The sequence below is a fragment of the Leptospiraceae bacterium genome (assembly GCA_016708435.1).
Lineage (GTDB): Bacteria > Spirochaetota > Leptospiria > Leptospirales > Leptospiraceae > UBA2033.
Genome location: JADJFV010000002.1, coordinates 246522 through 271806, shown reverse-complemented (window position 1 = coordinate 271806; position 25285 = coordinate 246522). Strand labels below are relative to the sequence as shown.

Annotated in this window: 23 protein-coding genes, 2 pseudogenes and 1 riboswitch; of the genes and pseudogenes, 13 read left to right on the top strand and 12 right to left on the bottom strand. The window is 36.2% G+C overall.

Annotated features, from left to right (window positions below; all coding sequences use genetic code 11):
* Positions 1–20 precede the first annotated feature (20 nt).
* The 5 genes and pseudogenes from IPH52_06695 to IPH52_06675 all read right to left on the bottom strand — a co-directional run bounded on the left by IPH52_06695 (position 21) and on the right by IPH52_06675 (position 6870).
* Positions 21–2587: pseudogene (locus IPH52_06695) on the bottom strand (SpoIIE family protein phosphatase).
* Positions 2588–2844: 257 nt separating this feature from the next.
* Complete coding sequence (gene hemH, locus IPH52_06690; GenBank protein ID MBK7054730.1) at positions 2845–3921, bottom strand: ferrochelatase; 1077 nt, start codon at positions 3919–3921, stop codon at positions 2845–2847.
* A 2-nt stretch (positions 3922–3923) separates the two neighbouring features.
* The gene (locus tag IPH52_06685; protein MBK7054729.1) at positions 3924–4070 is read right to left on the bottom strand and encodes a hypothetical protein; all 147 of its coding nucleotides are present in this window, start codon (positions 4068–4070) and stop codon (positions 3924–3926) included.
* On the bottom strand, positions 4067–5689 hold the full coding sequence (gene thiC / locus IPH52_06680; GenBank protein MBK7054728.1) for a phosphomethylpyrimidine synthase ThiC: 1623 nt from the start codon (positions 5687–5689) through the stop codon (positions 4067–4069). Before thiC ends, IPH52_06685 begins: the two co-directional genes overlap by 4 nt.
* Positions 5690–5746: 57 nt before the next feature.
* Positions 5747–5840, bottom strand: a riboswitch (TPP riboswitch).
* Between the two features lie 40 nt (positions 5841–5880).
* A complete protein-coding gene (locus IPH52_06675) occupies positions 5881–6870 on the bottom strand; it encodes a putative porin (protein MBK7054727.1) in 990 nt (329 codons plus the stop codon).
* 582 nt (positions 6871–7452) lie between these two features.
* Here IPH52_06675 and IPH52_06670 point away from each other — a divergent pair.
* From IPH52_06670 to tpx, 6 genes are all read left to right on the top strand, one after another.
* Positions 7453–8334: an AAA family ATPase gene (locus IPH52_06670; GenBank protein ID MBK7054726.1), complete on the top strand. Its 882-nt coding sequence runs from the start codon at positions 7453–7455 to the stop codon at positions 8332–8334.
* Positions 8318–9022, top strand: a complete 705-nt coding sequence (locus IPH52_06665; protein MBK7054725.1) for a ParB/RepB/Spo0J family partition protein — start codon at positions 8318–8320, stop codon at positions 9020–9022. The genes IPH52_06670 and IPH52_06665 overlap by 17 nt, the downstream gene beginning before the upstream one ends.
* Positions 9023–9737: 715 nt before the next feature.
* Positions 9738–10379, top strand: a complete 642-nt coding sequence (locus IPH52_06660) for a DUF1569 domain-containing protein (GenBank protein MBK7054724.1) — start codon at positions 9738–9740, stop codon at positions 10377–10379.
* A gap of 126 nt (positions 10380–10505) precedes the next feature.
* Entirely contained in the window at positions 10506–11114 is a 609-nt protein-coding gene (locus tag IPH52_06655; protein ID MBK7054723.1) for an NAD(P)H-dependent oxidoreductase, read from the top strand.
* Positions 11115–11249: 135 nt separating this feature from the next.
* Complete coding sequence (locus IPH52_06650) at positions 11250–11882, top strand: M15 family metallopeptidase (protein ID MBK7054722.1); 633 nt, start codon at positions 11250–11252, stop codon at positions 11880–11882.
* Between the two features lie 59 nt (positions 11883–11941).
* Positions 11942–12442: a thiol peroxidase gene (tpx, locus tag IPH52_06645; GenBank protein MBK7054721.1), complete on the top strand. Its 501-nt coding sequence runs from the start codon at positions 11942–11944 to the stop codon at positions 12440–12442.
* Here the strand turns inward: tpx and IPH52_06640 are convergent, their stop codons facing one another.
* Positions 12443–13105, bottom strand: a complete 663-nt coding sequence (locus tag IPH52_06640; GenBank protein ID MBK7054720.1) for a methyltransferase domain-containing protein — start codon at positions 13103–13105, stop codon at positions 12443–12445.
* Between the two features lie 132 nt (positions 13106–13237).
* Here IPH52_06640 and IPH52_06635 point away from each other — a divergent pair, with 132 nt between their 5' ends.
* Positions 13238–13660: a GNAT family N-acetyltransferase gene (locus IPH52_06635; GenBank protein MBK7054719.1), complete on the top strand. Its 423-nt coding sequence runs from the start codon at positions 13238–13240 to the stop codon at positions 13658–13660.
* Positions 13661–13707: 47 nt separating this feature from the next.
* The gene (locus tag IPH52_06630; GenBank protein MBK7054718.1) at positions 13708–14088 is read left to right on the top strand and encodes a DUF1987 domain-containing protein; all 381 of its coding nucleotides are present in this window, start codon (positions 13708–13710) and stop codon (positions 14086–14088) included.
* A gap of 39 nt (positions 14089–14127) precedes the next feature.
* Here IPH52_06630 and IPH52_06625 read toward each other — a convergent pair whose 3' ends face one another.
* Positions 14128–14688 (bottom strand): hypothetical protein, encoded by a 561-nt coding sequence (locus tag IPH52_06625; GenBank protein ID MBK7054717.1) that lies wholly within the window; start codon positions 14686–14688, stop codon positions 14128–14130.
* A 482-nt stretch (positions 14689–15170) separates the two neighbouring features.
* Here IPH52_06625 and IPH52_06620 point away from each other — a divergent pair, with 482 nt between their 5' ends.
* Entirely contained in the window at positions 15171–15419 is a 249-nt protein-coding gene (locus tag IPH52_06620; protein MBK7054716.1) for a hypothetical protein, read from the top strand.
* A gap of 133 nt (positions 15420–15552) precedes the next feature.
* Here the strand turns inward: IPH52_06620 and IPH52_06615 are convergent, their stop codons facing one another.
* From IPH52_06615 to IPH52_06605, 3 genes are all read right to left on the bottom strand, one after another.
* Positions 15553–15834 (bottom strand): peptidoglycan-binding protein, encoded by a 282-nt coding sequence (locus IPH52_06615; protein ID MBK7054715.1) that lies wholly within the window; start codon positions 15832–15834, stop codon positions 15553–15555.
* A 16-nt stretch (positions 15835–15850) separates the two neighbouring features.
* Positions 15851–16318, bottom strand: a complete 468-nt coding sequence (locus IPH52_06610; protein MBK7054714.1) for a hypothetical protein — start codon at positions 16316–16318, stop codon at positions 15851–15853.
* A gap of 190 nt (positions 16319–16508) precedes the next feature.
* Positions 16509–17042, bottom strand: coding sequence for a hypothetical protein (locus tag IPH52_06605; protein ID MBK7054713.1), 534 nt, complete (start codon positions 17040–17042; stop codon positions 16509–16511).
* A gap of 475 nt (positions 17043–17517) precedes the next feature.
* On the opposite strand from IPH52_06605, the gene IPH52_06600 reads away from it, so the two are divergent.
* The 3 genes from IPH52_06600 (at position 17518) to IPH52_06590 (ending at position 20654) form a co-directional block, all read left to right on the top strand.
* Complete coding sequence (locus IPH52_06600) at positions 17518–19188, top strand: PAS domain-containing protein (GenBank protein ID MBK7054712.1); 1671 nt, start codon at positions 17518–17520, stop codon at positions 19186–19188.
* A gap of 28 nt (positions 19189–19216) precedes the next feature.
* Positions 19217–20218 carry an ankyrin repeat domain-containing protein gene (locus IPH52_06595; GenBank protein MBK7054711.1) on the top strand — a complete coding sequence of 334 codons (1002 nt, stop codon included), beginning with the start codon at positions 19217–19219 and terminating at the stop codon, positions 20216–20218.
* 100 nt (positions 20219–20318) lie between these two features.
* On the top strand, positions 20319–20654 hold the full coding sequence (locus IPH52_06590) for a nucleotidyltransferase domain-containing protein (protein MBK7054710.1): 336 nt from the start codon (positions 20319–20321) through the stop codon (positions 20652–20654).
* A gap of 264 nt (positions 20655–20918) precedes the next feature.
* Here the strand turns inward: IPH52_06590 and IPH52_06585 are convergent, their stop codons facing one another.
* Positions 20919–22190, bottom strand: coding sequence for an erythromycin esterase family protein (locus tag IPH52_06585; GenBank protein MBK7054709.1), 1272 nt, complete (start codon positions 22188–22190; stop codon positions 20919–20921).
* A gap of 103 nt (positions 22191–22293) precedes the next feature.
* Positions 22294–22968: a Uma2 family endonuclease gene (locus IPH52_06580; GenBank protein ID MBK7054708.1), complete on the bottom strand. Its 675-nt coding sequence runs from the start codon at positions 22966–22968 to the stop codon at positions 22294–22296.
* Positions 22969–23016: 48 nt separating this feature from the next.
* Here IPH52_06580 and IPH52_06575 point away from each other — a divergent pair.
* Positions 23017–25283 (top strand): annotated as a pseudogene (locus tag IPH52_06575) (aconitate hydratase).
* Positions 25284–25285: the final 2 nt, after the last annotated feature.

The following is a 25285-nucleotide window of genomic DNA, read 5'->3' as shown; positions in this document are numbered from 1 at the left end:
ATTCCTCTCTTTTAATCTTCTTAACTAAGCTTACTTTCCATTTTTCCTAATCTTTGGAGGTTTATCTCCGCAGGTTTGAAATCTGTCTTAATTTCTAAACTTTTTGACCATTGATTCTTCGCTTTTAGGTATAGACCTTGTTTAAAAAAATCCCACCCAAATTATTATACGCATGGTAGTTTAGCGGGTCTGTCTTCAATGTCCTTTCGTAGAACATGATTGCCTGATCTAGGCGATTTAAGAAGGAATGACAATTTGCTATTCTTAAAAGAATTCTCGAACTTTCTGCATTCTCGTCATCTAATAGCTGCTCATACAAGACTAAAGCACTTTGATATTCTTTGTTTTTATATTTATCTTCGGCTAGTTCTAATAAATTTTCATTCTCAGCTTTTAATTTCTCCCAAACAGACTGAGTTCTTTCGCGAATGGAGTTAGGAGAAGATTTTTCAGAGATCGCATCTCTAATCATTTCATAGAGTAATGTTGCTTGATTGTTTTCTGGTTGGATATTGAGCGCACGCTTGATCATTATCTCTGCTCGACTGTAAACCCTTAAGCCAAAGTAAATGGAAGCAAGGTTCATTAGATTTAGGAAATGTTTTTGGTCTCTAAGATACAATCTCTCTGCAATATCAGCGGCTAAATTCAATTTACCGTAAACTCTATAGGTATTCGAAAGTGCATACAGATACTCGTTATCACTCGGATTGAGTGTTAAGTATTGCTCAAAGCATTCGATTGCTTTTGGAAATTCTCCCTTTTGGAAATAAACCTTACCAAGTAGTTTTAGCATATCTGGAAAATCACTGTATTCAGTGAGGAAGTTTTCTACTTTCTTTATAGCATCTTCAGCATTTCCTTCCTCTATTAATTCCATTCCTGCCATTACGGATTCATTGACCTGATATGGTATTTCTTTGGGAAGTTCTGTCTCTGTCAAAGACTCATCAAAAGAAATACGAAGCAACGAAAAGTCGTCCATTAAAGCGCCTGTTTCCTTTACTCTTTGGGCAATATGAGAAAGTTTTCCCTCTCCTTCCTCTACTCTCATTAAGAATTGTTGTTCATCTTCTTGAATAAACTCAATCCCATCTTGATTTCTTAGAACCAAATCGTCTCGACCGTCTGAGCCTGTTATAATTACGTCCCCTGGCATGAGGTTAAACATTCTTATATTAAGCTGATCTTCCTGATCAGGAGTTCCAATTTTTCTTAAGGAAAGTTCTTGCTCCAAGAAGGAAGCTTTCCCATCCCGATATAATACAGTCCATGGATGTTCTGCATTCACATAGTATAAAACGCCGGTTTTATTATCTATTAGCCCCAAACAAATGGAAATATACATGGATCCCTCAAAGGAAAGAAAAACATTATGCAAGTCTAAAAATCTTTCCTTCAACCAAATTTCCGGGTAAGTCTTTTGGAATTTTTCGATTTTAGATCGAATCAGACCTGCATTGAATACTACTCCTAGGACAAGAGCACCACCTGCTCCTTGAATGGATTTGCCCATTGCATCTCCATTTATAAATACTGTGTATTCTTTTCCATTTAATAGAATTGTATCTGTGATGCAAATATCGCCTCCAATTTGTGAATTCCATTTACGAAAAGAGAATTTCTTTTTTTGCTCAATGAAAAAATCCGTTTTTACTTTGGAACTACTATTGTTGTTTGGTTGTAGCGGGCTTAGTAGAATGGAAGTCAGATAATAATCTCCATCTTGCGCGATCTTAAGAGCTTGGACTTCTTGTAGAGTTTTATTCAACTCTTCTGTTCTTTGGGCTACTTTTAGTTCCAAGTTCTGAGTAAAATCTTGGATTTGAGAAGTCATCTGATTAAAACTTTTTGCGAGTTGACCTAATTCATCTTTACCTGATAGTTTAATTCGATGGTTTAAATCCCCTCCCCCGATCTTTTGCGCACCTTCTGAAAGTTTTTGAATTGGTTTCGAAAAGACAAACGCTGCATATGCCGCAATAAAAATACCTATTACAAAAAGGACTCCTGCAACTCCAATAATCGTAGTCCTAATTTGCACAACGGGTTCGTAGACTTTTTTCTTATCGAACTCAAAGACTGCCGTTCCCCCTCTTAGCTCTTTTTTGTTTTCATCCAGAATGAAAATCGGATAAGAAAAACGTAGAATTACAGGATTTCCCGCAATAGATACTTCTTTCATTTCCAATTTTTCCAATTTTTTGAAATAGTCTTTGTCTGTTTCAGAAATCTTTTGCTCTAAGCGTTTTTCATTTAAATCAGCTACATACTTTCCATCTACATTGATGACGTAAGATTCTAAAAGACCCGTGATATTACTGTCCTTTAAACGTTTAATGGAAGTTCTCGTAGTATCATACGTTTCATTCATTAAAAGTTCTTCCGTAGCTAAGTTAGAAATATTTTGAGCGAGATTACTACACACCTCAAATGTCTTATTTAGAACAACAGCTTGGTTACGATACAAAACTATAAGGGAGAGCGGAAGCACGCTGATTAATACTACACTGCTGATCAAAATGATCATTTTCGTTCTAATCTTTACGTTTTGATTGAATTTTTCAAAAAATGCAAATAGATTCATACGTTATTCCCTTTATTCATTAATGTCAAATTAACTTCCTATTTTCCACAACTTATAGTTGTTTAAAAAAAGAAACAGGATTGATTCATTTAATTTTAGCTTTACTAAGTGCAGAGCTTCTTAGAATTAAAACTAAAAAGACTCTGCATTTTTAGAAACACTCTTTACAAAATTCGTATTTCTTTATTGCTAAAGTCAACAAAAATATTCATAAGATCTTATTTGTTAAATTTTTTTCGTCAAATGCAAAAAGAAAATTATTGTAAAACTAAATTCGCTAATGCATTGATAAATTCGGGATAAGTTCCATGGGCGGGTATTCGATAATATTCTTTAATTCCACTCTCTAACGCAATTTCTTTTAATTGAACACCGATTTCTTCTAACGTTTCCAAGTGGTCACTCACAAAGCTAATTGGAAAAATCGCAATTCTTTTATAACCTTCTTTTCCTAGTTGTTGTAGCATATCAATAGTGTTTGGCTCTGTCCACTTAGAAGGTCCTACCCTACTCTGAAAAGAAAGAAAAGTTTTTCCTTTAAAACCAGATTTAATAAGGAGTTCATTTAAATTTTTAACGTTTTCTTCAATTTCTTTTCTATAAATATCGCCTTTCTTGATCAGGCGCATCGGGATTCCGTGTGCTGAGAATAGAATTGTAATATTTTCCCAATCAGTGATTCCTGTTTTTGTATCCAAATGAAGAAAGTCTTCGGACTTTAATTTTCCCTTAAAGTAATCCAAGATTAAATTTTGGGTTGCTGTTAAAAATTCGGGGTGCCGATGGAATGGTCCAATGAATCCTTTTCGATTGATTGGACAGATTCCGCCCTTTTTATTTGAGCCACAATGATCGCCACAGGAACCCACTTGTATATTTGCCGGACATTGTCCGGTCAGTCCTTCTAGTATTTTAGCAATGCTCATTGTCGTGGATCTAGAGAAATGAGGGAATAGTGGTAAAATGATATTATCCTTTGACGCAATTAAGTCTTCTTTGGGAAGGTCGCGTAGATTCGGATACCCACATGCCATTGCTACTTGCACTTTCCAATCTTTCCCGGTTTTCTTTTGGAGGTAATTTTCAAGTGCTTTTGCTTGCTTGTTTGTTTCATCAACAAGTGGCGATCCTCCGCCAAAACCCATAGATGCGTAAGTGTGAGCTACTTTCGGAGCTCTTTTTCGAGCAATGAATCGCGCTAATCTGATTCTTAGAAATTCAGGCAAGGGTAAGTCAAATACAAGCGGATCACAAAACAAATCCAATAAGAATTGCTCTATCTCTTCTGAATTTCTAGGACCACCAAGATTGATTAAGGTTACTTTCATAAATATACCTAGAAATTGGAGAGGTATATTCGTAAAGTAAAACTGGAATTGTGTAAAAGCAAGATTTTCTCACAGAGCACACAGAGCACACGAAGTAAAGAGTCAATACTCTCTGCGAACTCTGTGCTCTCTGTGAGAGATACTTTCTTAATCATACCGGCACGTAAAGGTTGGCGCCCTTCTCTTTGAATTCTTCTGCTTTGTCTTGCATTCCTTTTTCTAAGGCATCGTTTTCAGAATACCCATTTTTTTCAGCAAACTCTCTTACATCTTGGGTCAATTTCATAGAGCAGAAATGAGGTCCGCACATAGAACAAAAATGTGCTTCTTTCATTCTTTCTTGCGGAAGGGTTTCGTCATGAAACTTTCTCGCCGTTTCAGGATCTAAGGATAAATTAAATTGGTCTTCCCATCTAAATTCAAATCTCGCCTTGCTTAATAAGTCATCTCTTAGCCTGGCACCGGGATGTCCTTTCGCTAGGTCAGCGGCATGAGCGGCAATTTTGTAAGTGATAACTCCGGTCTTAACATCTTCCTTATTAGGAAGACCTAAATGCTCTTTGGGTGTCACATAACAGAGCATAGCCGTTCCCATCCATCCAATCATAGCGGCACCAATTCCTGATGTAATATGGTCATAGCCAGGAGCAATATCAGTAACTAAGGGTCCTAATGTATAAAATGGTGCTTCATGACAAATCTCCAATTGTTTGTCCATATTTTCCTTTATTAAATGCATTGGCACATGACCGGGACCTTCAATCATCACTTGAACCTCATGCTTCCATGCAATTTTGGTTAGTTCGCCTAACGTCTGTAATTCGCCAAATTGAGCTTCATCATTTGCGTCTGCCGTGCATCCGGGACGAAGTCCATCTCCAAGGGAAAAGGATACATCGTATTTTTTCATGACTTCGCAGATACGCTCAAAATTGGTGTATAGAAAATTTTCTTTGTGATGGGCAAGGCACCATTTTGCCATAATAGAGCCACCTCTGGAGACAATGCCTGTTATCCGCTTGGCTGTTAATGGGACATATTTAAGTAAGACTCCAGCATGGATGGTGAAATAATCTACGCCCTGCTCTGCTTGTTCAATTAGAGTTTCGATGAACAAATCAATGGTTAGGTTTTCTGCTTTTCCGTTAACTTTTTCAAGTGCTTGGTAAATGGGAACAGTGCCGATTGGAACGGGTGAATTTCGAATGATCCATTCTCTAGTCTCATGAATATTTTTCCCGGTAGATAAATCCATTACCGTGTCAGCGCCCCATTTGACTGACCACTTCAGCTTTTCGACTTCTTCTTCTATGGATGATGAGATGACTGAGTTTCCAATATTTGCATTTATTTTAACTAAAAAATTCCGACCGATAATCATCGGCTCTAATTCTGGATGATTGATGTTTGCGGGAATAATCGCTCTACCGCGAGCAATTTCACTTCTTACAAATTCTGGATCAATTCCTTCTCTCAGTGCGACGAATTTCATCTCTTCTGTGATGATTCCCTTTTTGGCATAATGCATTTGCGATAGATTGGAATCCCCTCTTTTGATTCTTTCTTGAATCCATTCTAATCTTCTTTTCGGGATTCCTTGTTTTGGGTCATATCCCGTTGGTCCTTCCGTATTGTAAAGACAAGCCTCTGTTCCATTCGAAAGTTTTATTTTTTTGGAAGGAATTTCGTGTCCGTCTAGCTGAACATCGTCTTTGATAGGAAATTGATTTGCGAGTGTGTTAAAGTTTTGAGGAATTTGATTTGGTAGATTCATAAATCTCATAGGTCCTTTTTTAGAAATCCGTTAGTGAGATTTTTACAATCAAATAATAATAGTATAAATCCGTTTTCCTACGCTGGCATTATCCAGATCAGGTCAATTAGGGACTCTCTCAGAGTAAAAATACCCACCCCCAACGGTAGAATCAGTAGCAGTTCTTTTTTTATTTACGTCAACCAATTTTTTTAGAGTCTTTTGTTAAAGCCGAAATCAAACGTCACTTCTTTAGTATTGATATAACTTCTAAAGGATCCAAGATAATTGGAAAGAATATCGCTTTCGTAAAGCCCACCCTTGGTCGTAAAGGCACCAGTGGTGAATTGCCTATGACCCGTAATTCCGATTTTTAAAAGAGAAGTCTCCGATAGCATATAGCTTGTTTCTATTCTAACTAAAAAGCCCGGTCCTGATGTATAGGATAAAAAGTTTAACGCCCTTTGAACATGAAAATCTCTTGTTTTCATAAATGTGTAAAGTAAATGAAAAGAAGGCTCTATTTTAAATTGTCCGAAAGAATAGATATAACCAGCACCGATTGGAATTTCTGTAAATGAATTTGCGTAGGATAATCCAGAACCAATGGGACCGTAGAAAATTGGTCTTGAGGCTACGAATTGCATTACATCATAGACAATATATTTAGAATAAGAATACCTTAATCCAGCAGAAAGAAAAAGTCCAGAACCTGTTGCCCATGGATTTGGGGAAGCATCACCAAAATGGTATCTAAAAAACCCCTCTGCATTGTATTCGTAGACAGTAGAGCGACCTTTTCCGTCGGCAAAATTTGAAGTCCCTGTGTAGGTATAGGCAGTGTCATGAAGAACTCCCTGTCCCGGGGAAAATTTTGATCCTTTCTCACTAGAAGTGTTATTTAAAAAAAAGTCTTCATCTCTTGTTCCACCAGAATTTTGATACCAACCACTCGTAAGGAATTTACCTCGTATGGAAAATTTGTTTTTAAAGTAACCACCTTCAATTCCACCCAGGTTGAAATTTCTCTGGTAAGTAATCCTAGAGCCTCCGCGAATACCAGAAAGATTGGGATATTTATTCCCTGTTTCAAAGATATGCTCTCCTTCATTTCGAACTCCTACCAAGCCTATGTAACCATCGGCTAGAATTGAATTGCAATAGAAAAAGAAGATTAGGATAAGAACTTTTAAAAGATTCACTCAGCCATGAACTTCTATACTTAGATAAAAGTAAATCAAAGATTCCTTCGGTTTGGAGTTTTTGGGAACTACTCGGTGCGTTTTGCCATAGAGGCACAGAGAGTAATGATGCTTTACCATTTTTATTTATGTGCATCGTGTATAAGAGAGTCGATGGAAAAATTAGATTTGAATAAATGGATTATAGTTAGAGTTGTTGCATAATTGTCACCCTGAACCTATCGAAGGGCGATCTTTCTTAATAAAGTCATGGACAAGCTCACCATGACAATCTTTTCGATTTCGCAACAACTCTCTTGAATCAAAACAAACTTTAATGATGAAAATAAACAGTGTTTTATGCGTAAAGCTCTCTTGAAATTCCTCTGTGTCTTTGTGCCTCTGTGGCAATTCATTTTTGTTAATTTTTACAATATTAGGCTGAAAAGGAAAGAGTCTGTCTTTTTACCGTGAAATGATTTCACGGTAAAAAATGAAGTTAATCGTTTTTGCTTTCCTGTAATTTCGTCGATTATTAAATTGGGTAATATGACTAAAAGAAAAAGACAAGCTATTGAACTTAGTTCAAAAGAAGCAGCCAAAATGTTTGGTTTTTCTTTGGATGATTTTTTGAAAAAGGTAAAGGAATTAAAAATTCCAGTTTTAAAAACAGGCAATTATAGCGAAGATGTTCTTGAAAAATACTTTCAAAAGTCCGAAGAAAATTCTCACCTTGCGAATATTATTGCCATTTCCAATCAGAAAGGCGGAGAAGGAAAAACTACCATTTCTTTGTTTTTATCCGAGGCTTTGTCTTTGGATGCGAAAGTATTGTTGGTGGATTGGGACCCGCAGGCGAATGCAACTCGGCTTTTTATAAACGAGCCAGAAAGAACAGTCTTTGATTGTTTAGGTTATCGAAAGAATCCAAAATCTTCAGTAGAGACTGTCATTATTCAAGTGAATCCAAGTTTACACTTATTGCCTTCTTCTTTATCATTAGCCAATTTTACCACTGCGTTTGAACGAAGCGATTTCGAATTGTTAAAAGATGCTTTGTTACCAATCCTTTCTTCGTATGATTTTATTATTATTGATTGTCCGCCGTCTCTTGGACTTGGCTTAGAGAATGCTTTGATTGCTGCTGATTTTATCTTAGTGCCAGTTCAGACTAGGGCGTTTAGCGTCCAGGGCTTAAAAGATTTACATGAAACCATTCAGAAGATTCAGCAAAAAGTAAATCCAAAATTAAAATTACTCGGTGCAGTATTCAATCAATTTGAAGGGAACCGAGCTTTGTCAGGATTGTCTGAAACAGTTAAAAAATACTTTCCTGTATTTAAAACAAATATATACAGAAAGGAAAGTATTCCGCAGGCACAGGCAAAACGTAAGATGCTCGGTGCTTGCGATAAAGATACGTATAATTCTTTTCTAGAATTAGCAAAAGAAGTAAGGAGCAAAATAAATGTCAAAGAAAAATGATTTTTCTACACTAGACTTAATCTCCGCCTATGAAGGAAAAACTAAATCTACCGAGACAATTAGTTTGAAAGACATTGAACCGAGTCCGAATCAACCCAGACAATTTGGAAAGAACAATGTAGATGATTTAGTGGACTCCATGAAACGCATGGGCTTAATTGAGCCTATCGTTGTAAGAAGAAATAATTCCAAGTATATGATCGTAGCCGGTGAGAGAAGGTTTCATGCGGCGGAAAGATTGGGATGGAAGGAAATTCCTGCCATCATTACAGAAGCAAATCCTGAACTATGCTATGAAATGGCACTGGCAGAAAATGAAAAAAGGAAAAGTCTAAATCCCTGGGAAGTAGGCAAAGCAATTCAGTATCTTCGCAAAGAAAGAAAGAAAACAGCTTTAGAAGTGGGTGATATTCTAGGATATACAGAGCGCTATGTTAAGCAACTCAGTTCCATTGCAAGATTAGACGTTAAGCATGTAACTGAATTTCTAGGACAGGGAAATGAACCTTCTGTTAAGAATCTAGAAAGATTATTGAAATTTAAAGAGGGTAGGGGGGATGAAATGATTTCACCCTCTGTTAAAAAAGAAAAACTTTCAATTAATCTAAAAGGAATCAGTGCAAAACAAAGAGAAGCATTCTTACGGGAAATTAAGCCGATAGCGAAAAAATACGGAATTGAGATATAGAAATTATTCAAGATTACCACCAATGCACACCGATGAAAGATACGATAGGTAAGTGGTGAAGCATAATTATTTGTAAGAATATAAATACTGAAAGAAATTTCTGACAGGATTAACATGATAAAACATATCATCCTGTAAATCTTGTAAATCCTGTCTAAAATAAACTACACAAATAAATTTGCTTTAGGACTTAGTTACTGAATAATTGTTTGACTTGTTGGTAAATTGTCACCCTGAGGCACTCGAAGGGTGACTTAAACAATAAGGTCATGGATTTGAGAACCTTGGTTGGTGAGCCTGTCCACACGCACTGAAAAACACTCTGACTTGAGTATATTAATCAGCTAAATTGATTCTTGTTAAAGAAGATTTTTTTGACAGGATTTACAAGATTAACAGGATTAATATCTTTGAATGCGATAGGCGCTATATATAGGTAAGCAGATTTTAAAATCAAATAGAGGGTAATTATTATTATCCTCTATGGATTGAATTTAATCAAATAGAAATTCCAAAACAAATTGAGCTTTTTTAGAACTTTGGAGGAGTTTATCAAAACTAGTCTTTTCTTCGCGTTTTTCGTGCACTTCGTGGTGAAATCCTTTTTCCCTCATTCTTATCTTATTGCCATTTTATTCTTAATCTGAACAATATTTTGCTTGCCAAATAAAAAATAATCTGAAACCTATTCGATTTCTTTACGGGTAGGCTCAAAATGATAACCATCAATGCAAGAAAGTATGTTTTCACTGATTTTGTTCAGGTTTTAGAGCAAATTGAAGTTTTAGAAAGAACGCAATTTGTAGAAACAACCGGTGTATGGTCTTACTACCAGATTCTAAAGCATTGCACTGACCATATAGAATTTTCCATGACTGGATTTCCTTATACCTACAGTCCATTCTTACGTAAGACGGTTGGTAAATATCTACTATCCAAGCTTTTAGAAAGAGGATATATGTTGCCCGATGGCTACAATGGACAGTTAGAAACAGCGAGGATTGAAGGAGATGATAGACTTGCTTTATCCCAATTAAAAGCAGCAATCTATTCTTTTCGAAAGTTCAATAAGGATTTTGCCATTCATCCACTTTATGATACGATGGATAAACCAACTTGGGAAAAATTTCATTCCATCCATATCGCCAATCATCTTAGTTTTGTGGAGCTATTTCCAATAGAATTAGAGTTTGACGAAAATTTACAAGATACTTTCTTTCAACAGGATGTTTCTACTCCTAAAATACTTTCGGTTTCTTCTTTGAGTAAACTAGAAGCCCAAGATGGAATGATCCGCAAAAGGAAATCTAAATCTAAGACAAAAATAAAGTCAGTCGTCCAAAAAAGGAAAAGATAAGCATAGCTACTGATTATTATTTGCCACAGAGTCTCTGAGTCACGGAAATTTTTTGGTGGAGTAGGGGGATAAATAACTTTTCAAGTAAGCATACATTAAAATACTTTCTGTAAAAGGAGGCTTCACTTGAAAATTGCGATTATTTGTGGAAGTCATAGAAAAGATTCAGAATCTTTAAAAGTCAGCTCTTACTTATCAAACTTAATTCAGTCAGAAAAGAAAGAAACCTATATTTTAAATCTAGGAACAGCGGGTATACCTCTCTGGGAAGAATCCGTTTGGTCTGGTGACGAAGACTGGAAGAAACTGTGGAGTCCGTATTCAGAAGAACTCAAATCTTCTGATGGAATTATTATCGTTTCCCCCGAATACGGAGGAATGGCGGCACCTGCTTTAAAAAACTTCTTTTTACTTTGCTCTAAACAAGAACTTGCACATAAACCCGGTTTAATTGTTACTGTCTCTGCTGCTCGCGGTGGTGCCTACCCTGTTTCGGAGCTAAGAGCGAGTAGCTACAAAAATACCCAAATCTGTTATATGCCAGAGCATATCATCGTTCGTAACGCAAAACAAGTGTTAAACCCAAATCCTGAAAATCCTTTAGACGAAGATACCTATCTGCGAAAGCGTATTCCCTATGCCCTAAGTCTTTTATATTCCTACGCCGATGCACTGGCACTCGTTCGCAATTCTGGAATTCCTGACTACAAAGCATTCGCAAATGGAATGTCGTAATTTCAAAGATTACCACCGATGGACACCGAGGTCACCGATACTTGCCCTGAGCTGGGTCGAAGGGAAAGATACTATTATAAAAGATTATTTTCAATTTGGATTGAGGTCATATCATTTTTTACCGTTTTCTTATCGATGTCCATCGGTGGTAATCTTTTTTCCCAAGCTGGAGTAGGGGAGGCTTTGGGCTCTAGAACGGAGTTTGTAAAACTGGAAGAATCTTCGGAAGTCAAAATTCTTTTGAAATACGCAAGTGTGGATAATTTTATGAAAGAGAATCTCTACGGAGAGTTTAATTCTTGTTACCTGCACAAAGATGCATTTGTAAAATTCCAAAAAGCGATTCAGTTGCTAAAGGAGTCAAAGTCAAGGCGGAGATTTATTTTGTATGATTGCCTTCGTCCGAGGTCTATCCAATACAAGCTTTGGGAAAAAGTAAAAGGAACTTCAAAAGAGCCTTATGTGGCAAATCCAGAGAAAGGATCAATTCATAACTTTGGTTTTGCACTCGATTTATCCTTGCTTGATGAAAATGGAAAAGAGTTAGATATGGGAACTCTGTTTGATGATTTTACATCCTTGTCGGAGCCAACTCTAGAAGACGCATTTCTAAAAAAAGGAAAACTCATTCCTTCGCAATTCGCAAATCGTAAATTTTTAAGAAATATACTATTGCAAGCTGGGTTTGAGCAAAGACCAAATGAATGGTGGCACTATGATGCCTTTCCTGCAAAATTTGTAAAAAAAAGATATACAATCGTAGAATAACGAATTCTTGTGAGGATAAAAAGAATCTAATAGATATATTCTTTCAGAAAGGAACAAAAATGGCTGATATAACATTAAAAGGCAATTCAATTCATACAGTGGGCAATCTTCCAAAAGTAGGGGATACTGCACCAACATTTACTTTAACCAAAACAGATTTGAGCGATGTAACCAACAAAGACTTTGCAGGAAAAAAAGTCGTATTAAATATTTTCCCAAGCATTGATACTCCCGTTTGTGCAACATCTGTTCGCAAGTTTAACGCAGAGGCAAGTAAATTCGCAAATACAGTAGTGCTTTGTGTTTCTACTGATATGCCGTTTGCTTTGAATCGTTTTTGTGGAGCTGAGGGGCTAAAAGATGTTATCCCTGTTTCCGAGCTTCGTAATCATGAGTTCGGAGAAAAATACGGCGTTCGTATTTCGGACGGACCTTTAGCTGGAGTATTCTCACGCGCGGTTGTAATTGTAGATGAAAGCGGCAAAGTGGTATATACCGAACAAGTTCCCGAAATCGCCCAAGAACCAAACTACGCAAAAGCACTAGAAAAACTTGCTTAATTATTGCTTAATCCAAAGATTCAATTCACCGGAGCCGATTTTTTTGGTTTCTTCACAGAAATAATCATTGGGCATATCCCCACCAAATCCGTGGTAGGTTACGACACGAGTATTTACTTTACACTTTCGTAATTGAGCGGTGACGGTGGCGGTATAGCGAGAGAAATGCTCCTTTGTGAGTGGAATTGCATTGTCGATTAGATTGTAGGTTGCGACATTTTCGTAAAATGGATTGTAAAGATAAAATGCATCAAACTTAGACCAATTGAGTTCTGACATATCTCCGAGCAGAAATTCTACATTATCTGCTTGTAATTTTTCCTTTTTCCGATTAGCGATTTCATAAAGGTTTTGGCGAATCTCTACACCTACAAAAACACCTTTACTCAATAGAGAAGCGACTAAGCAAAATTTACCACAACCAGAGCCTACGTCTAGGACTCTAGTTCTTTCCGTGGTAGCTAGCATTCGCACTGCTTCCGTTGCTACGCGAATAGGTGTCCAATGTGTTTTTGATAACTCCTGCATTTCCTGTGGATAGATGGTTGCATCAAATACAGAATCGGAGACTGCTACTTGATTGGCTAGATTGGAAATGATTTCTCGAATTTTTTCTTGCTGTCTTCGCTCTTTTTCCATCTTTTGCCTTAAGGAATTTCTCATACAAGAAGGAAAAAATATTTAGGTAAGAGAAACAAGGTTTTTTTAATCTAAATATCCATTTGAAAGAATTTCTTTTTTTGTTGTTCCTATAATAGCATTTTCTTTACTCTACTGAAAGGGAGAAAATGTAAAATGGAAATTACAATTACGAAGACCCCTGAATTTAATGATACAGTCTTTTTATGGAGTCAACTTCGCACGCACGGGCTTTCGCAACTTTCTAATCCGGTGATGGAAGAAAAATTTCCCTTTGGTATTATTGCTAGGGAAGGGGAAGAGATTATCGGCGGTGTATTAGGGGAGATGTATTATAGGGGATTGCATATTGATCTTGTATGGGTAAGTGAGCCTTTGCGTAAAACAGGATTGGGAACTGCACTTATCAGAAAGGCGGAAGAGCTTGCTCGTGAATCTAGCTGCACTTTGATTTATTTGGATACGTTTAGCTTTCAGGCTCCTGAATTTTACGAGAAATTAGGCTTCGAAGTTTTTGGAAAGATAGAAAATTTCCCAGAAAATTACACAAGGTATTTCCTTCTAAAAAGAATAGTCTAGGATTTTTTTCTTGCTTCTTTTTTACCAATAACCAATCGTTTTTTAAAATGGAAAATTTAAAGATAGAAAAAACTAAAACAACGCCTCGAATTGATTTTGATGCAAAGCTAAACACTCTGTCCATGAGTGGTGACATATATCCAGAAGATGTGGATAAGTTTTTTAATCCCATATTCGATTGGTTGCAACGATACCTTTCGAACCTGCATTATAAATGCATTGTCTCAATCCATTTGCAGTATTTTAATACAGCAGCCTCTGGTCGGATTAGTCATTTCTTGGAGTTATTAGAGAAAACTTACAAAAAGGGAAAAGACATTTCCATTCATTGGTATTATGAACCTGACAATGATGAAATGGAAGAGGTCGCCGAAGAATTCAGAGAAGGAATTACAATTCCATTTCAGATTATCGAAAAAAGACTATAAGGTTTCTTTTAGGTCCTTTGTGTTTTGATAGAGCCTTTGTTATCTGTTTCTATGAGTAAATGCATAAGTAAAGATTTCGCCAGCATCCATTGGAATATATACACTTGCGGACAAAGAATTTCGGGGAACATCACTTACGTATACTTGTGATATGCCGCTACAATAGACTGCACAGAGGACATGAAAAGAGTCATCGAGTAGATAATCCGCTTGCCATTCGAATAAAACTTGGTTTGCATTTCTACTAACGTTTAAGTTGAGAAGATTTATCTCTAACTGGTTACTTAGGATTAACTGCTTGTAGTCAACGCTGACGCTATCGTTTGTAACTAAAATATTTTTCCAATTCTCTTTTGAAAATAGACTCGATTGACTTGTATATTTCTTCGTAATTTCAAATCGCAAAGCAGGTCGAAAGATTGAGTATAGTTTTCCTACGGTTTGTAATTTCTTTCTCTGCAAAATTTGCTTTTCGCTTTTTCTATCTTTAAAACTAACTGGTAGACTTCTGATACAAGTCTCTCCATTTGACTCATAAAAAACCAAGTCTCCCAATTTACCTCTTACACTTCCATGAATTTCATTTTTAAGTTTTGCCATGACTATTTCCTTACCTCACTTTATTCCTTTTTGGGAATGAGGATTTATCAAAACTTCGTTTCTTTTTAGATTACGCTCAATTAATTTATTTTTGCGTAAAATAAATTTTTACAATAATTACGCAGTTCAGCAGGTTTTTGTCGCTAGTGCGTAATTGTGAGTTTGATTTAGAGAGGCTTACTCCTGTCACCCCCGATATTTTCTGTCGGGGGTCTATCTGACAAAGAACGGAAATAATTTGCTCTGCTAGTATGAATAGTATCTGATTTTCCTTTCGATACACTTGCTCTATACGACCTTGCAGTCCATGTTGCGGTTCAAGTTGCAGTTCATCTATAGGTAGAAAAATTTATAGGTATATTTGAACTGCAAGAAGAACTGCAACATGGACTGCTAGTTGGTGTATAGTCTGGTAGATTTTAAATACAACTTCCCATTAAAAATAGCATTTACACAAAACCTAGGCAGAGGAACATAAAAGCATGAAACAAATGAACCTATTTATAATAATTCTTTTTTGTTTGGCGACGAGTGTGTGTGCGGAGAAGAAAGAAGATGCGAAGACGAATAATACAGAGAAAGTATGTTGTGAGACTTTTGGCTATGGAGCTAGGATGATTAAATGTTGTCAGTCTTATGAAATGGTTTCGAGAGATCAGTGCAAAGTGGAGGATGGGCTTGTAGGTGGCGGCAAACAGGTAGTAGATTTGTCTTTTTGTAAAAAAAAGTAATCTTGTAATGGGAATAATTTGATTAGAGGTTAAGTCTTATTATCCACTCCTTTGTAAAGTAATTTTCGAAGGCAAGTTTACCCTTTTGGATTTTAATTTTACAAAATTCCAAAAGGGTAAATAGTTTTAATGATTACATATCATCTTCAGCACTAGAGCCTTCACCCTCAGCCTCACCGGAAAAGTAACCTTGTAATTCACCTGCTTTACCAACTGCTTCACCTAAACTTTCAGCTAGACCGGCAGCAGTATCTTCGCCTACGATTCCATCAACAGAAAGACCTGCTTCTTTTTGAAATGCTTTGATTGCAGCTACTGTGTTTGGTCCTAATTTACCATCTATTTTTCCTGGATTGAATCCACAAATAGTTAATGCTTCTTGTATGCTTGTTACATCATATTCATCATTGCTCATATAGTATTTCTTCCTTTTATTTTATTCCCCAAGCCGCAGACCATTTAGTATGCGCAGGGTTAAATGCTGCTGAATCTTTGGAGCTAATCTTGAGCGCTAGCTCTTTGTATTTCTCCATTCCATCTTTCATTCTTTTTTTCTCTGCATCAGAAGCTCCACGACCTGCTTCTTTTTCTGCTCTAGATTTTTCTCTTAGCTCGCTAATTTTATAATTGGTCATTATCGTTTCTAGACCTTTTGCTGCATTAGCGGGATTATCCATATTAGCCTCAAGACTAGCAATTCCAGCTTCAAAAACTGTTACTAGATTTTGAGCAGGTGTTCCTGTAAGTGCAATAGTAGGGACAGTGTTATCTACAACTGTATTATTATTCACAACCGGAGGAACAGTGTTCGTGTTTTCTGCTGGCTTTTCTTTTTTACAACTTGTTGCAACTAGCAACACTATTGCAAAGAGAAAGAATGCTTTTTTAAATTGATTCATCCAAAATCTCCATTTTATTTGTTTAATAATGGCATGTTGATAGAGGAATTGGATACAGCAAGGATAAAAGAAAGGAGTAGGGGATACTTTGTAGGGTTGAGCGAAGTGTAAAATCTAAGATTTCTTGCTTCGCTCAATTTTAAATGCTGAGATTAGGAAAAATTACTATGTAAAAAGATAATTAAAGGAATCAGTCTTCTTTATTTCCTTTTTTCTTTTTATCTTTCTTTTTGTTCTTTCCGCCATCGTCATCTTTGTCTTTTTTCTTCTTATCTTTTTTGTCAGATTTAGAATCGTCATCGTCTTTGTCTTTTTTCTTCTTATCTTTCTTGTCAGACTTAGAATCGTCATCATCATCTTTATCTTTCTTCTTCTTATCTTTTTTATCAGACTTAGAATCGTCATCATCATCTTTGTCTTTTTTCTTCTTATCTTTCTTGTCAGACTTAGAATCGTCATCATCATCTTTATCTTTTTTCTTCTTATCTTTTTTATCAGACTTAGAATCGCTATCATCATCGTCACCCTTACCTGGTTTTGCACGACAATAATCGTCTACTTTTGTGCCAGATTCTTTCTGGTAGCCTTTTACCCATGTGCAATCGTTATTTGCATTGCACTTGGCTTCACTTAGGTCTTTACAAGGACTGTCTGCAAAGATAGATCCTGAAACGAAAAATAGAAACACACTGATTAAAAAAGATGGAATAGAGAATTTTCTCATGTTAGCTCCTTTATTGAACAAATACTTTTTTTGAAATCCTAGAACCAGTCAAGAAGATTTATTTTCAATTTCTAAGTAAATGCCCTGTGTATTTGCACGATAAATTGCTGCATGATTTTAAAAGTTTAGGACTTTCCCTAAACTTTTGGTCATTTTTATTAAAAAAAAATATTCTCTTACTCGAAAAAAATGAAACTGCTTGTGGATATTGAATGAGTTGAGTAAAAAGGAAATAATCGAATCGTATTTTGAAGCGTTAAGAAAAAAAATTTTAATAATGGAAATATTTTAGTTTGACAGATAGAAGATTTTTCGACCGATTGAATAGCTAATCTTTATGGAATAAGTTCAGATAGATTTTCAAACACAAAAGAAGATTCAAAAGAATGAGATAGTTATTTAAAAGAAAATTGACTGCTTGCTCAATGCCAGAAGTCAATAGGCAATTTTTAAACTAGAGGATAATCGAAGTTAAATGGCAGTAGAGATTAATATTCCAGAAGACTCAGTTTTGATTTCTCGCACGGACACAAAGGGAGTGATAACCTATGCTAGTCCTGATTTTTTAAGTATCAGTGGATACGAAGATGAGGAATTATTAAAAAAACCGCATAATATCATTCGCCATCCAGATATGCCTTCTCAGGTTTTTAAAGAGATGTGGTCTACAATAAAAAGCGGTCATGTTTGGACAGGAATTGTCAAGAATCGAAGTAAGAACGGAGATTATTATTGGGTAGATGCTACTGTTACCCCAATCAAAGAATCAAACCAGATAACAGGGTATGTATCAGTAAGAAAAAAGCCATCCAGGAGAGACATTACACGCGCAGAATCATTGTATGCCACAATAAGAAATTCGGGAAAGAAAAATTTCTTTGATAGGCTATTTGCTAAACCAAGCTTTCAATTAAGTAGGTTAAGTCTTTCTTTACTTGGAGTATTGTTTATTTCTATACTTCTAAATACGATTGGATTTTTTTTACCTCACCTAGGAATACTCATTTATACGATTACCTCCATCGGTGTTCTTATTTCGATATTTGCGATTAGCGAAAGGTTTTCAGAATCTCATATCTCAGAGATTACTTCTATCCTAGGAAAATTTTCCAGCGGAGAATTTAGCCTAGATAAATATGACTTTAACACTGACAAAACGAATGTCAAATACAACAATGTTGTTTTGGGGCTAAAGACTCTTATCCTTAGCCTTGGTGGAATTTTATATATCGTAAAAAAAATGTCCACTAATCATATGATTTACTCCGATAAACTTCAGAGCCTTTCCGGTGTTTACACAAAGCTAAGTTCAGATCAAGCATTAACAACGGAGATTCAGTCTAATTCAATTACAGAAATTTCTACTAGTATGACTGAAATCAGTGATACGATTACTTTGCAGTCCGATAATCTCGAAGTCATAAAAAACAATATTACAGAAGTAAATCATTCTATGACAATGACCGCTCAACTCTTAGAATCACTCAGTAGTCTCAATCAAAGAACTATCGACAAATACGAAGTAAGCTCTGAAAAAGTAACCAATGTCCTTTCTTCAATTAAAGATATGAAATTCATTTCCGAAAAAATCGAAGCAATTATTTCAGTAATTGATGGAATTGCGGATAAGACCAATTTGCTTTCGATCAATGCTTCCATTGAAGCAGCAAGAGCAGGTGTGCATGGAAAAGGATTTGCGATTGTTGCAAAAGAAGTTTCCAATCTTGCCGAAGAGACTTCCGTCAATGTAAAAGATAGCACTCTTCTAATTAAGACTTTCAGAAAGACGATTAAAGATGGAAGCACTCGTATTACAGAAGTCATTGATTTTTTCAATGAAGTCAAAGAGTTAATTTTAGAATTATCCAAGACAACAAATGAAATTATGGAAACAATGCTTTCCCAACTCGAAAAAATTATGGAAATACAGGCAAATGTTGAAGAGGCAACCAAAAAAGCGGAGAGCATAAAAGATTCTGTCGTCTACCAAAAAATTGAAATCTCGCAAGTCTCCGAATCTATCCAAAAATTAGTCAAAGAAAGTAAAGCTGTTTCTACAAAATCAAATGAACTCCTAAACATTTCTTCCGAAATTCATAAACCAGCTAAGTATTTAAAAGGACTCATGGAGCATTATAAGTTTTAAATTTTTTATTCTAAAGGATAAAATGGCTATGTTCGTATTATTTCAATTTTTTATTCGTGTTCTATCCTTCGCGGTTTTTGTGACGGGAGCTTCCGGGTTACTCAATTATTTCTTTGATTGGCATTTATCTATAGAAGGGACCGAGGCACCAGCGGTATTGGATGGTTCTGCCATGTTGGTTTGTTTTTCTATAACGCTAATTATGTGGGCAGAGCTTGCGGCTAATAATCATTATGTAGTGAAGTTCAAAAAGAAATGGTATGCCACAGCTTTGTATCTTTTGGCTTCTATTCTAATTTCTGCAATTCCGTCTTATCTAGTTTTTAAAGCAGATGAAAATTACACTAATCTCTACGATGCATTGGCTGAGAACGATATTGCAGAATTTCAGAACAAGGAAAATCTAAAAAAACTTTCTCAGAGAAACCTTGATCGATTATTCTCCGAGTCCATTCGTCGTAATTCCCCTGAAATTGCTAAAATAATATCTGAATTTTTGAAAGATGTAAATGGTGATCCAGATTACCCGTATTTGTTTTCAGCGGCTTATCTTTGTAATCCAAAAATCTTTGAAATTCTAATTCATATCAAAACAAATTTTTCGGTGAGAGATGCTTATATGGGTGGCACAGTTCTTCATTCGATTGTTACGGGTAATGGCAATACTCCCGATAAAAGCAAAGTGATTCGAATGTTAGTAGAACAAAAACATATTGATATAAATGAGATTGATAATTTTCAGGCGACTCCCCTTATGAATGCAGTAGAGCGAGGCGAATACGAATTAGTCGAAACTCTTCTCTCTTTAAAAGCAGATTGGAGAAAAGTTGACCATGTAGGAAATCCTGTCTTAACGCGCGTTTGCGAAAAGTCTTCTGTGTATCCTGAAGTCACAGAAGAAGACCGTATTCGCACAATTCAAGTATTAATAAAAAATGGTGCCGATAAAAATACAAAGGATTTTCTCGGAAGAGATTGTAAAGAATTGGCTTCAGAAAATGGGTTTAGGAAGTTGGTGGAATTGTTTTGATTCTCATTGATTAAGATTTTTCTTCTAAGTCTTGCGGATTTTTATAAATCTCTTCCATTTTTATTCTTGAAGTATAAATTCTGTATAAGAGAGTGATTTTATGGAATATTTAGATACAGTTCAGGATTTTAAATTGGAAGAAATAAAAAAAATCCTAATCAAAAATTCTGATCCATTTAAAATAATTTTATTTGGATCGAGATCAACAGGTAAATATCACAATAATAGTGATTATGATATTTGCGTGATCAAAGAATCCAATACCGATCTAAATACGTTAGAGAAAAAATTATACATTGATTTGCATGATACTAAGGAAGCGGTTGACTTAATATTAACCTCTCCTGAAAATTTTGATTTAGCAAAAAACAAACAATACTCAGTCTTTCGAGTTATTTACAACCAAGGGAAAATTATTTATGAGCGACATAGATAATCCTGATATCTGGTTGACTCGCGCAAGGAGCAGTCTTGCACGTGCAGGACAAGTTTTGTGCCTGAAACTAAGGCGCGTAACTTGTATTAGTCTGACAAATAAACAAAAAGTCCAACAACCACAACAAAGCTGGCTCAGAGCATGGTTCGATACGCAAGCTAGGATGCCGCTACTCACCAACCGAGCTTTTAAGTGTAACATAGTTCACTTTGTTAGTGGCTACTCTTTGTTAGGCGGTGTTTTGCTTTTTTATATATTTAATTATCAAAAAACTAAACCATCTGCAATACTGGATGTGGGGATTTGAATCAATCCATCAAATGCATCTATTACGGAAGTTTCTATATATTCAGAATCAAATCTAATAAGTGTCGGATCATTTGAACCTCTGGGTATGTGTTTAAAACTAATAATTCCGTTTTCAACATTAGCTTCTTCTAATAGTTTTTCGATACTTCCGGAAGCAGGCATTTCTAGTTTAGTATTTTCTATGCGAAAACCAAACTTATATTTTTCATCAGGAAAGAGAGCAGCAGTATAACCAGTCTTAGAAGTTAATCCAAGAGAGATATAATCAGTTCCCAATTCACTTGATAGACGTTGACCCATGGGCAAGCAACTTAAAAAATCCCCATACCGAATAGGTAGTTTTTGAATATGAGCATTATGAGCTACTAGGACAATTTTGGAATTCGAATCATTTAAATGCCAAAGAACAGAGTCCGCCATAAACTTATCTCTAGCTCCCATATCTCCGGGTAGTCCTTTGCCTGAAATAAATCCATTCATAGCATGAGAGTTATAGTCTGAGTAACAAATACTTTTTAAATGTTGATGAATTGTTTTATATTTCTTTTCTCCGAAACGAGATATATGTTGAGGAGCGAGTGCTTCAAGCCTATATAAGAGACGGTTAATTTGAGAAGTAATTTTGTCCTTTTCTTGTCCTGATAATGTATTTAAAAGAAATGCCGATTGGGCAGTTGAAAATCCGTCTATTTTTTTTGTGATTTCCCAAATGTCGGAAATAAAAATTAAACCTTCTGGATCTGCGACTTTAAAAAAATCATTTATTACATCTAACGAAGGGAAAAAAGAACCACCATTTCGAGGCACATCTATTCCCACAAAATTTAATTGTTTGCTTTTTGATTTAATATAGTTTCTCATCCATCCAAGAGTTTCATGAATTTGTAGAGGATATGGAAAATGCCCAAGTAAAGTTTTTAACTCTTCTTCTTTTCTATCATAATTATGAATCCAGCTATTAACTTCAAATCCCTCAGTGAATCCGAATTCTAATGCGTGAACATTGAAACCGCATTCTTCTACAAGAAATCTTAATATTCGGAAACGAATCTGACAAAATTCTTTGATAAAATGAGAATTCTCTCCCAGAGCTACAACTTTTGCATTTCCAATTATATCCCTCAACGGCTCCAAATCATTAAATGAATCATCTTGGTCTAATGAACGCAAATGTATAACATTGTCTTTTATCCAATCTACGATATTTAATGTATTTTCATTTTTCATGAAATATTATTTCTCCTATTTATTAAAAAAATGTTTATATTTGGTAAAGTTAAATACCGCTTAATAAAGTATATCCGCTCAGAGCGGAAAGGTGAAAATTCAATTATGACTGATTTACATTTTCATCTAAGTCTTGCGTATTTTTATAAATATCTTCCATCTTTATTTTTGAGTTTATAGATTGAATTGAGAGTTCATTGTCTAGTCCCTCTACTTTTTGATAGAGCCATTTATTATCATCTTGTCGTAAGAAAGATTCTGCTTTTGTTTGGTTTTGGGAAATAAGAATATATTCCGCTAAACTCTCTAAGTTTTGATAGTGTGAAAATTTTTCACCACGATCGTATTTTTCTGTGGAGTCAGATAAAATCTCTAGAATACACTTTGGATTGAGAAGCGTGTCTTGTCGCTTGTCGGCCATAATTTCATTTCCGCAAGTAATTACCAAATCAGGGTAGGTGAACATTCCTGTTTTACTAACTTGCACTCTTAAATCGGCAAAGTAAATGCGACATGGTTTGTCTTGTAAGAAGTTATTTAAAAAACTGGCGATATTGAGTGCAATTCGATTGTGTTTGCGAGTGACTCCTGCCATTGCATACATTTCTCCATTGATCAGCTCACTTTTAAATTCAGCTTTTCTTTCGAGCTCTAAGTATTGTTCTGTGGTCAGAATCTTTTTTTCGGCAGCAAGTCCCATATGAAATAAAAAAGGTGGGAAAGAGTCAAAGTCAAGAGATTTCTGATTATTTCCGAAATAATTATTGTAGAAACTCATACATGCGAAAAGATTCGAATATAACCATCATAAACTAGGAACGGTAACATGGCATTTGATATAGAAATGATTAAAAGTTTATATTCCAAAATGGGCTCGCGCATAGAAGCGGCTCGTAAGGTAGTAGGTAGACCTCTCACACTCTCCGAAAAAATTCTTTACTCCCATCTCTGGGACGGCGATGCAAAGACAGCATTTGAGCGCGGCAAATCGTATGTAGACTTTGCTCCTGATCGCGTGGCGATGCAAGATGCGACTGCACAAATGGCTTTATTACAATTCATGCAAGCAGGCCGTAAGAAGGTCGCAGTTCCTTCTACAGTTCATTGCGATCATTTGATCGAAGCAAAGGCAGGCTCCGATGCTGACTTGTCTATTGCAAATGAAAAAAATCGTGAGGTATACGACTTCTTAAAATCAGTTTCCAATAAATATGGAATTGGATTTTGGAAACCGGGTGCTGGTATTATCCACCAAGTTGTTTTAGAAAATTATGCATTCCCGGGCGGGATGATGATTGGAACAGACTCACACACAGTAAACGCTGGTGGTCTTGGAATGATTGCTATCGGAGTTGGTGGAGCAGATGCCTGCGACGTGATGAGTGGTCTTGCATGGGAATTAAAATTTCCGAAGCTAATCGGTGTTAAACTCACTGGCAAGTTAAATGGCTGGACATCACCTAAAGACGTGATCTTAAAAGTTGCCGGAATTCTGACAGTTAAAGGTGGAACCGGTGCGATTGTTGAATACTTTGGGGAAGGCGCGATTGCAATGTCTTGCACTGGTAAAGGAACGATTGCCAACATGGGTGCCGAAATTGGGGCAACTACATCAACCTTCGGATACGATGACTCCATGTCCCGCTATTTAAAATCTACTGGTCGTGCCGATGTGGCTGCACTTGCGGATACAGTCAAGGAACATCTCAATGCGGATAAAGAAGTTTACGCTGATCCTGCAAAATACTTTGACCAACTAATCGAAATTAACCTCTCTGAATTAGAGCCACACTTAAACGGACCGTTTACTCCAGACTTAGCAACTCCTATTTCGAAAATGAAAGAAGCTGCTCTTGCAAATGGATGGCCTACTAAGATTGAAGTTGGACTCATTGGTTCTTGCACTAATTCTTCTTATGAAGATATTTCGCGCTCTGTGTCTTTAGCAAAACAAGCCTCCGAAAAAGGCCTAGTTCCAAAAGCAGAATTTACAATCACTCCAGGCTCCGAGCAAGTGCGTTATACGATAGAGCGTGACGGATTCATTGATGTATTTAATAAAATCGGTGCAAAAGTTTTCGCGAATGCTTGTGGTCCTTGCATTGGACAGTGGGCGAGAGCAGGGTCTGAGAAAGCTGAGAAAAATACTATCGTGCATTCGTTTAATCGTAATTTTGCGAAGCGTGCCGATGGAAATCCAAATACATTCGCATTTGTTGGCTCTCCTGAGCTTGTTACCGCTCTTGCAATTGCGGGAGATTTAACTTTTAATCCTTTAACTGATAGTTTGAAAAACGAAAAAGGAGAAATGGTAAAATTTGATGCGCCAACAGGTATGGAACTTCCTCCAAAAGGCTTTGATGTAAAAGATGCCGGATACCAAGAACCAGTTGCTGATGGCTCCGGTGTGCAAGTTGCCGTTAGCCCCACATCTGACCGTTTGCAGTTACTCGATAGTTTCCCCGTATGGGAAGGAACTGACTTAAAAGGTCTCAAGCTTTAGTTAAGGCTAAAGGCAAATGCACAACAGATCATATCTCTATGGCAGGACCTTGGCTCAAGTATCGTGGGCACTTAGATAATATTTCTAACAACATGCTCATTGGTGCAGTGAATTTCTTTAACGAAAAAACAGACAACGTTAAAAATCAATTAACTGGCAGTTACGACGCTGTTCCTAAAGTGCAAAGAGCTTACAAAGCAGCAAACGTTGGCTCGATTGTAGTAGGGGACGAAAACTACGGAGAAGGTTCTTCTCGTGAACACGCAGCTATGGAGCCACGTTTTCTCGGAGTGCGTGCGATTCTTGTAAAGTCATTTGCCCGTATCCACGAAACCAACTTAAAGAAACAAGGTATGCTTGCTCTTACATTTGCGAATAAGGATGATTATGCGAAGATTCTAGAAGATGATGCGATTGATATCGTTGGACTTACTTCATTTAAAGAAGGAGTTCCTCTTACTTTAGTTCTAAATCACAAAGATGGATCGAAAGACGAAGTCAAAGCAAATCACACCTACAACGCAAGTCAGATTGAATGGTTTAAAGCAGGTTCTGCGCTTAATATCATTAAGGCAGAGCAGAAGGGGTAATT

What these genes read in the sequence shown, in the direction of transcription:
- thiC (MBK7054728.1), bottom strand. Translation starts at nt 5,689, where the DNA reads ATGAATCTACCAAATCAAATTCCTCAAAACTTTAACACACTCGCAAAT.
- IPH52_06670 (MBK7054726.1), top strand. Translation starts at nt 7,453, where the DNA reads ATGTTTGGTTTTTCTTTGGATGATTTTTTGAAAAAGGTAAAGGAATTA.
- IPH52_06600 (MBK7054712.1), top strand. Translation starts at nt 17,518, where the DNA reads ATGGCAGTAGAGATTAATATTCCAGAAGACTCAGTTTTGATTTCTCGC.
- IPH52_06620 (MBK7054716.1), top strand. Translation starts at nt 15,171, where the DNA reads ATGAAACAAATGAACCTATTTATAATAATTCTTTTTTGTTTGGCGACG.
- IPH52_06685 (MBK7054729.1), bottom strand. Translation starts at nt 4,070, where the DNA reads ATGATTAAGAAAGTATCTCTCACAGAGAGCACAGAGTTCGCAGAGAGT.
- IPH52_06590 (MBK7054710.1), top strand. Translation starts at nt 20,319, where the DNA reads ATGGAATATTTAGATACAGTTCAGGATTTTAAATTGGAAGAAATAAAA.
- IPH52_06660 (MBK7054724.1), top strand. Translation starts at nt 9,738, where the DNA reads ATGATAACCATCAATGCAAGAAAGTATGTTTTCACTGATTTTGTTCAG.
- IPH52_06630 (MBK7054718.1), top strand. Translation starts at nt 13,708, where the DNA reads ATGGAAAATTTAAAGATAGAAAAAACTAAAACAACGCCTCGAATTGAT.
- IPH52_06625 (MBK7054717.1), bottom strand. Translation starts at nt 14,688, where the DNA reads ATGGCAAAACTTAAAAATGAAATTCATGGAAGTGTAAGAGGTAAATTG.
- tpx (MBK7054721.1), top strand. Translation starts at nt 11,942, where the DNA reads ATGGCTGATATAACATTAAAAGGCAATTCAATTCATACAGTGGGCAAT.
- IPH52_06580 (MBK7054708.1), bottom strand. Translation starts at nt 22,968, where the DNA reads ATGAGTTTCTACAATAATTATTTCGGAAATAATCAGAAATCTCTTGAC.
- IPH52_06640 (MBK7054720.1), bottom strand. Translation starts at nt 13,105, where the DNA reads ATGAGAAATTCCTTAAGGCAAAAGATGGAAAAAGAGCGAAGACAGCAA.
- IPH52_06665 (MBK7054725.1), top strand. Translation starts at nt 8,318, where the DNA reads ATGTCAAAGAAAAATGATTTTTCTACACTAGACTTAATCTCCGCCTAT.
- IPH52_06615 (MBK7054715.1), bottom strand. Translation starts at nt 15,834, where the DNA reads ATGAGCAATGATGAATATGATGTAACAAGCATACAAGAAGCATTAACT.
- IPH52_06610 (MBK7054714.1), bottom strand. Translation starts at nt 16,318, where the DNA reads ATGAATCAATTTAAAAAAGCATTCTTTCTCTTTGCAATAGTGTTGCTA.
- IPH52_06650 (MBK7054722.1), top strand. Translation starts at nt 11,250, where the DNA reads ATGTCCATCGGTGGTAATCTTTTTTCCCAAGCTGGAGTAGGGGAGGCT.
- IPH52_06595 (MBK7054711.1), top strand. Translation starts at nt 19,217, where the DNA reads ATGTTCGTATTATTTCAATTTTTTATTCGTGTTCTATCCTTCGCGGTT.
- IPH52_06635 (MBK7054719.1), top strand. Translation starts at nt 13,238, where the DNA reads ATGGAAATTACAATTACGAAGACCCCTGAATTTAATGATACAGTCTTT.
- IPH52_06585 (MBK7054709.1), bottom strand. Translation starts at nt 22,190, where the DNA reads ATGAAAAATGAAAATACATTAAATATCGTAGATTGGATAAAAGACAAT.
- IPH52_06605 (MBK7054713.1), bottom strand. Translation starts at nt 17,042, where the DNA reads ATGAGAAAATTCTCTATTCCATCTTTTTTAATCAGTGTGTTTCTATTT.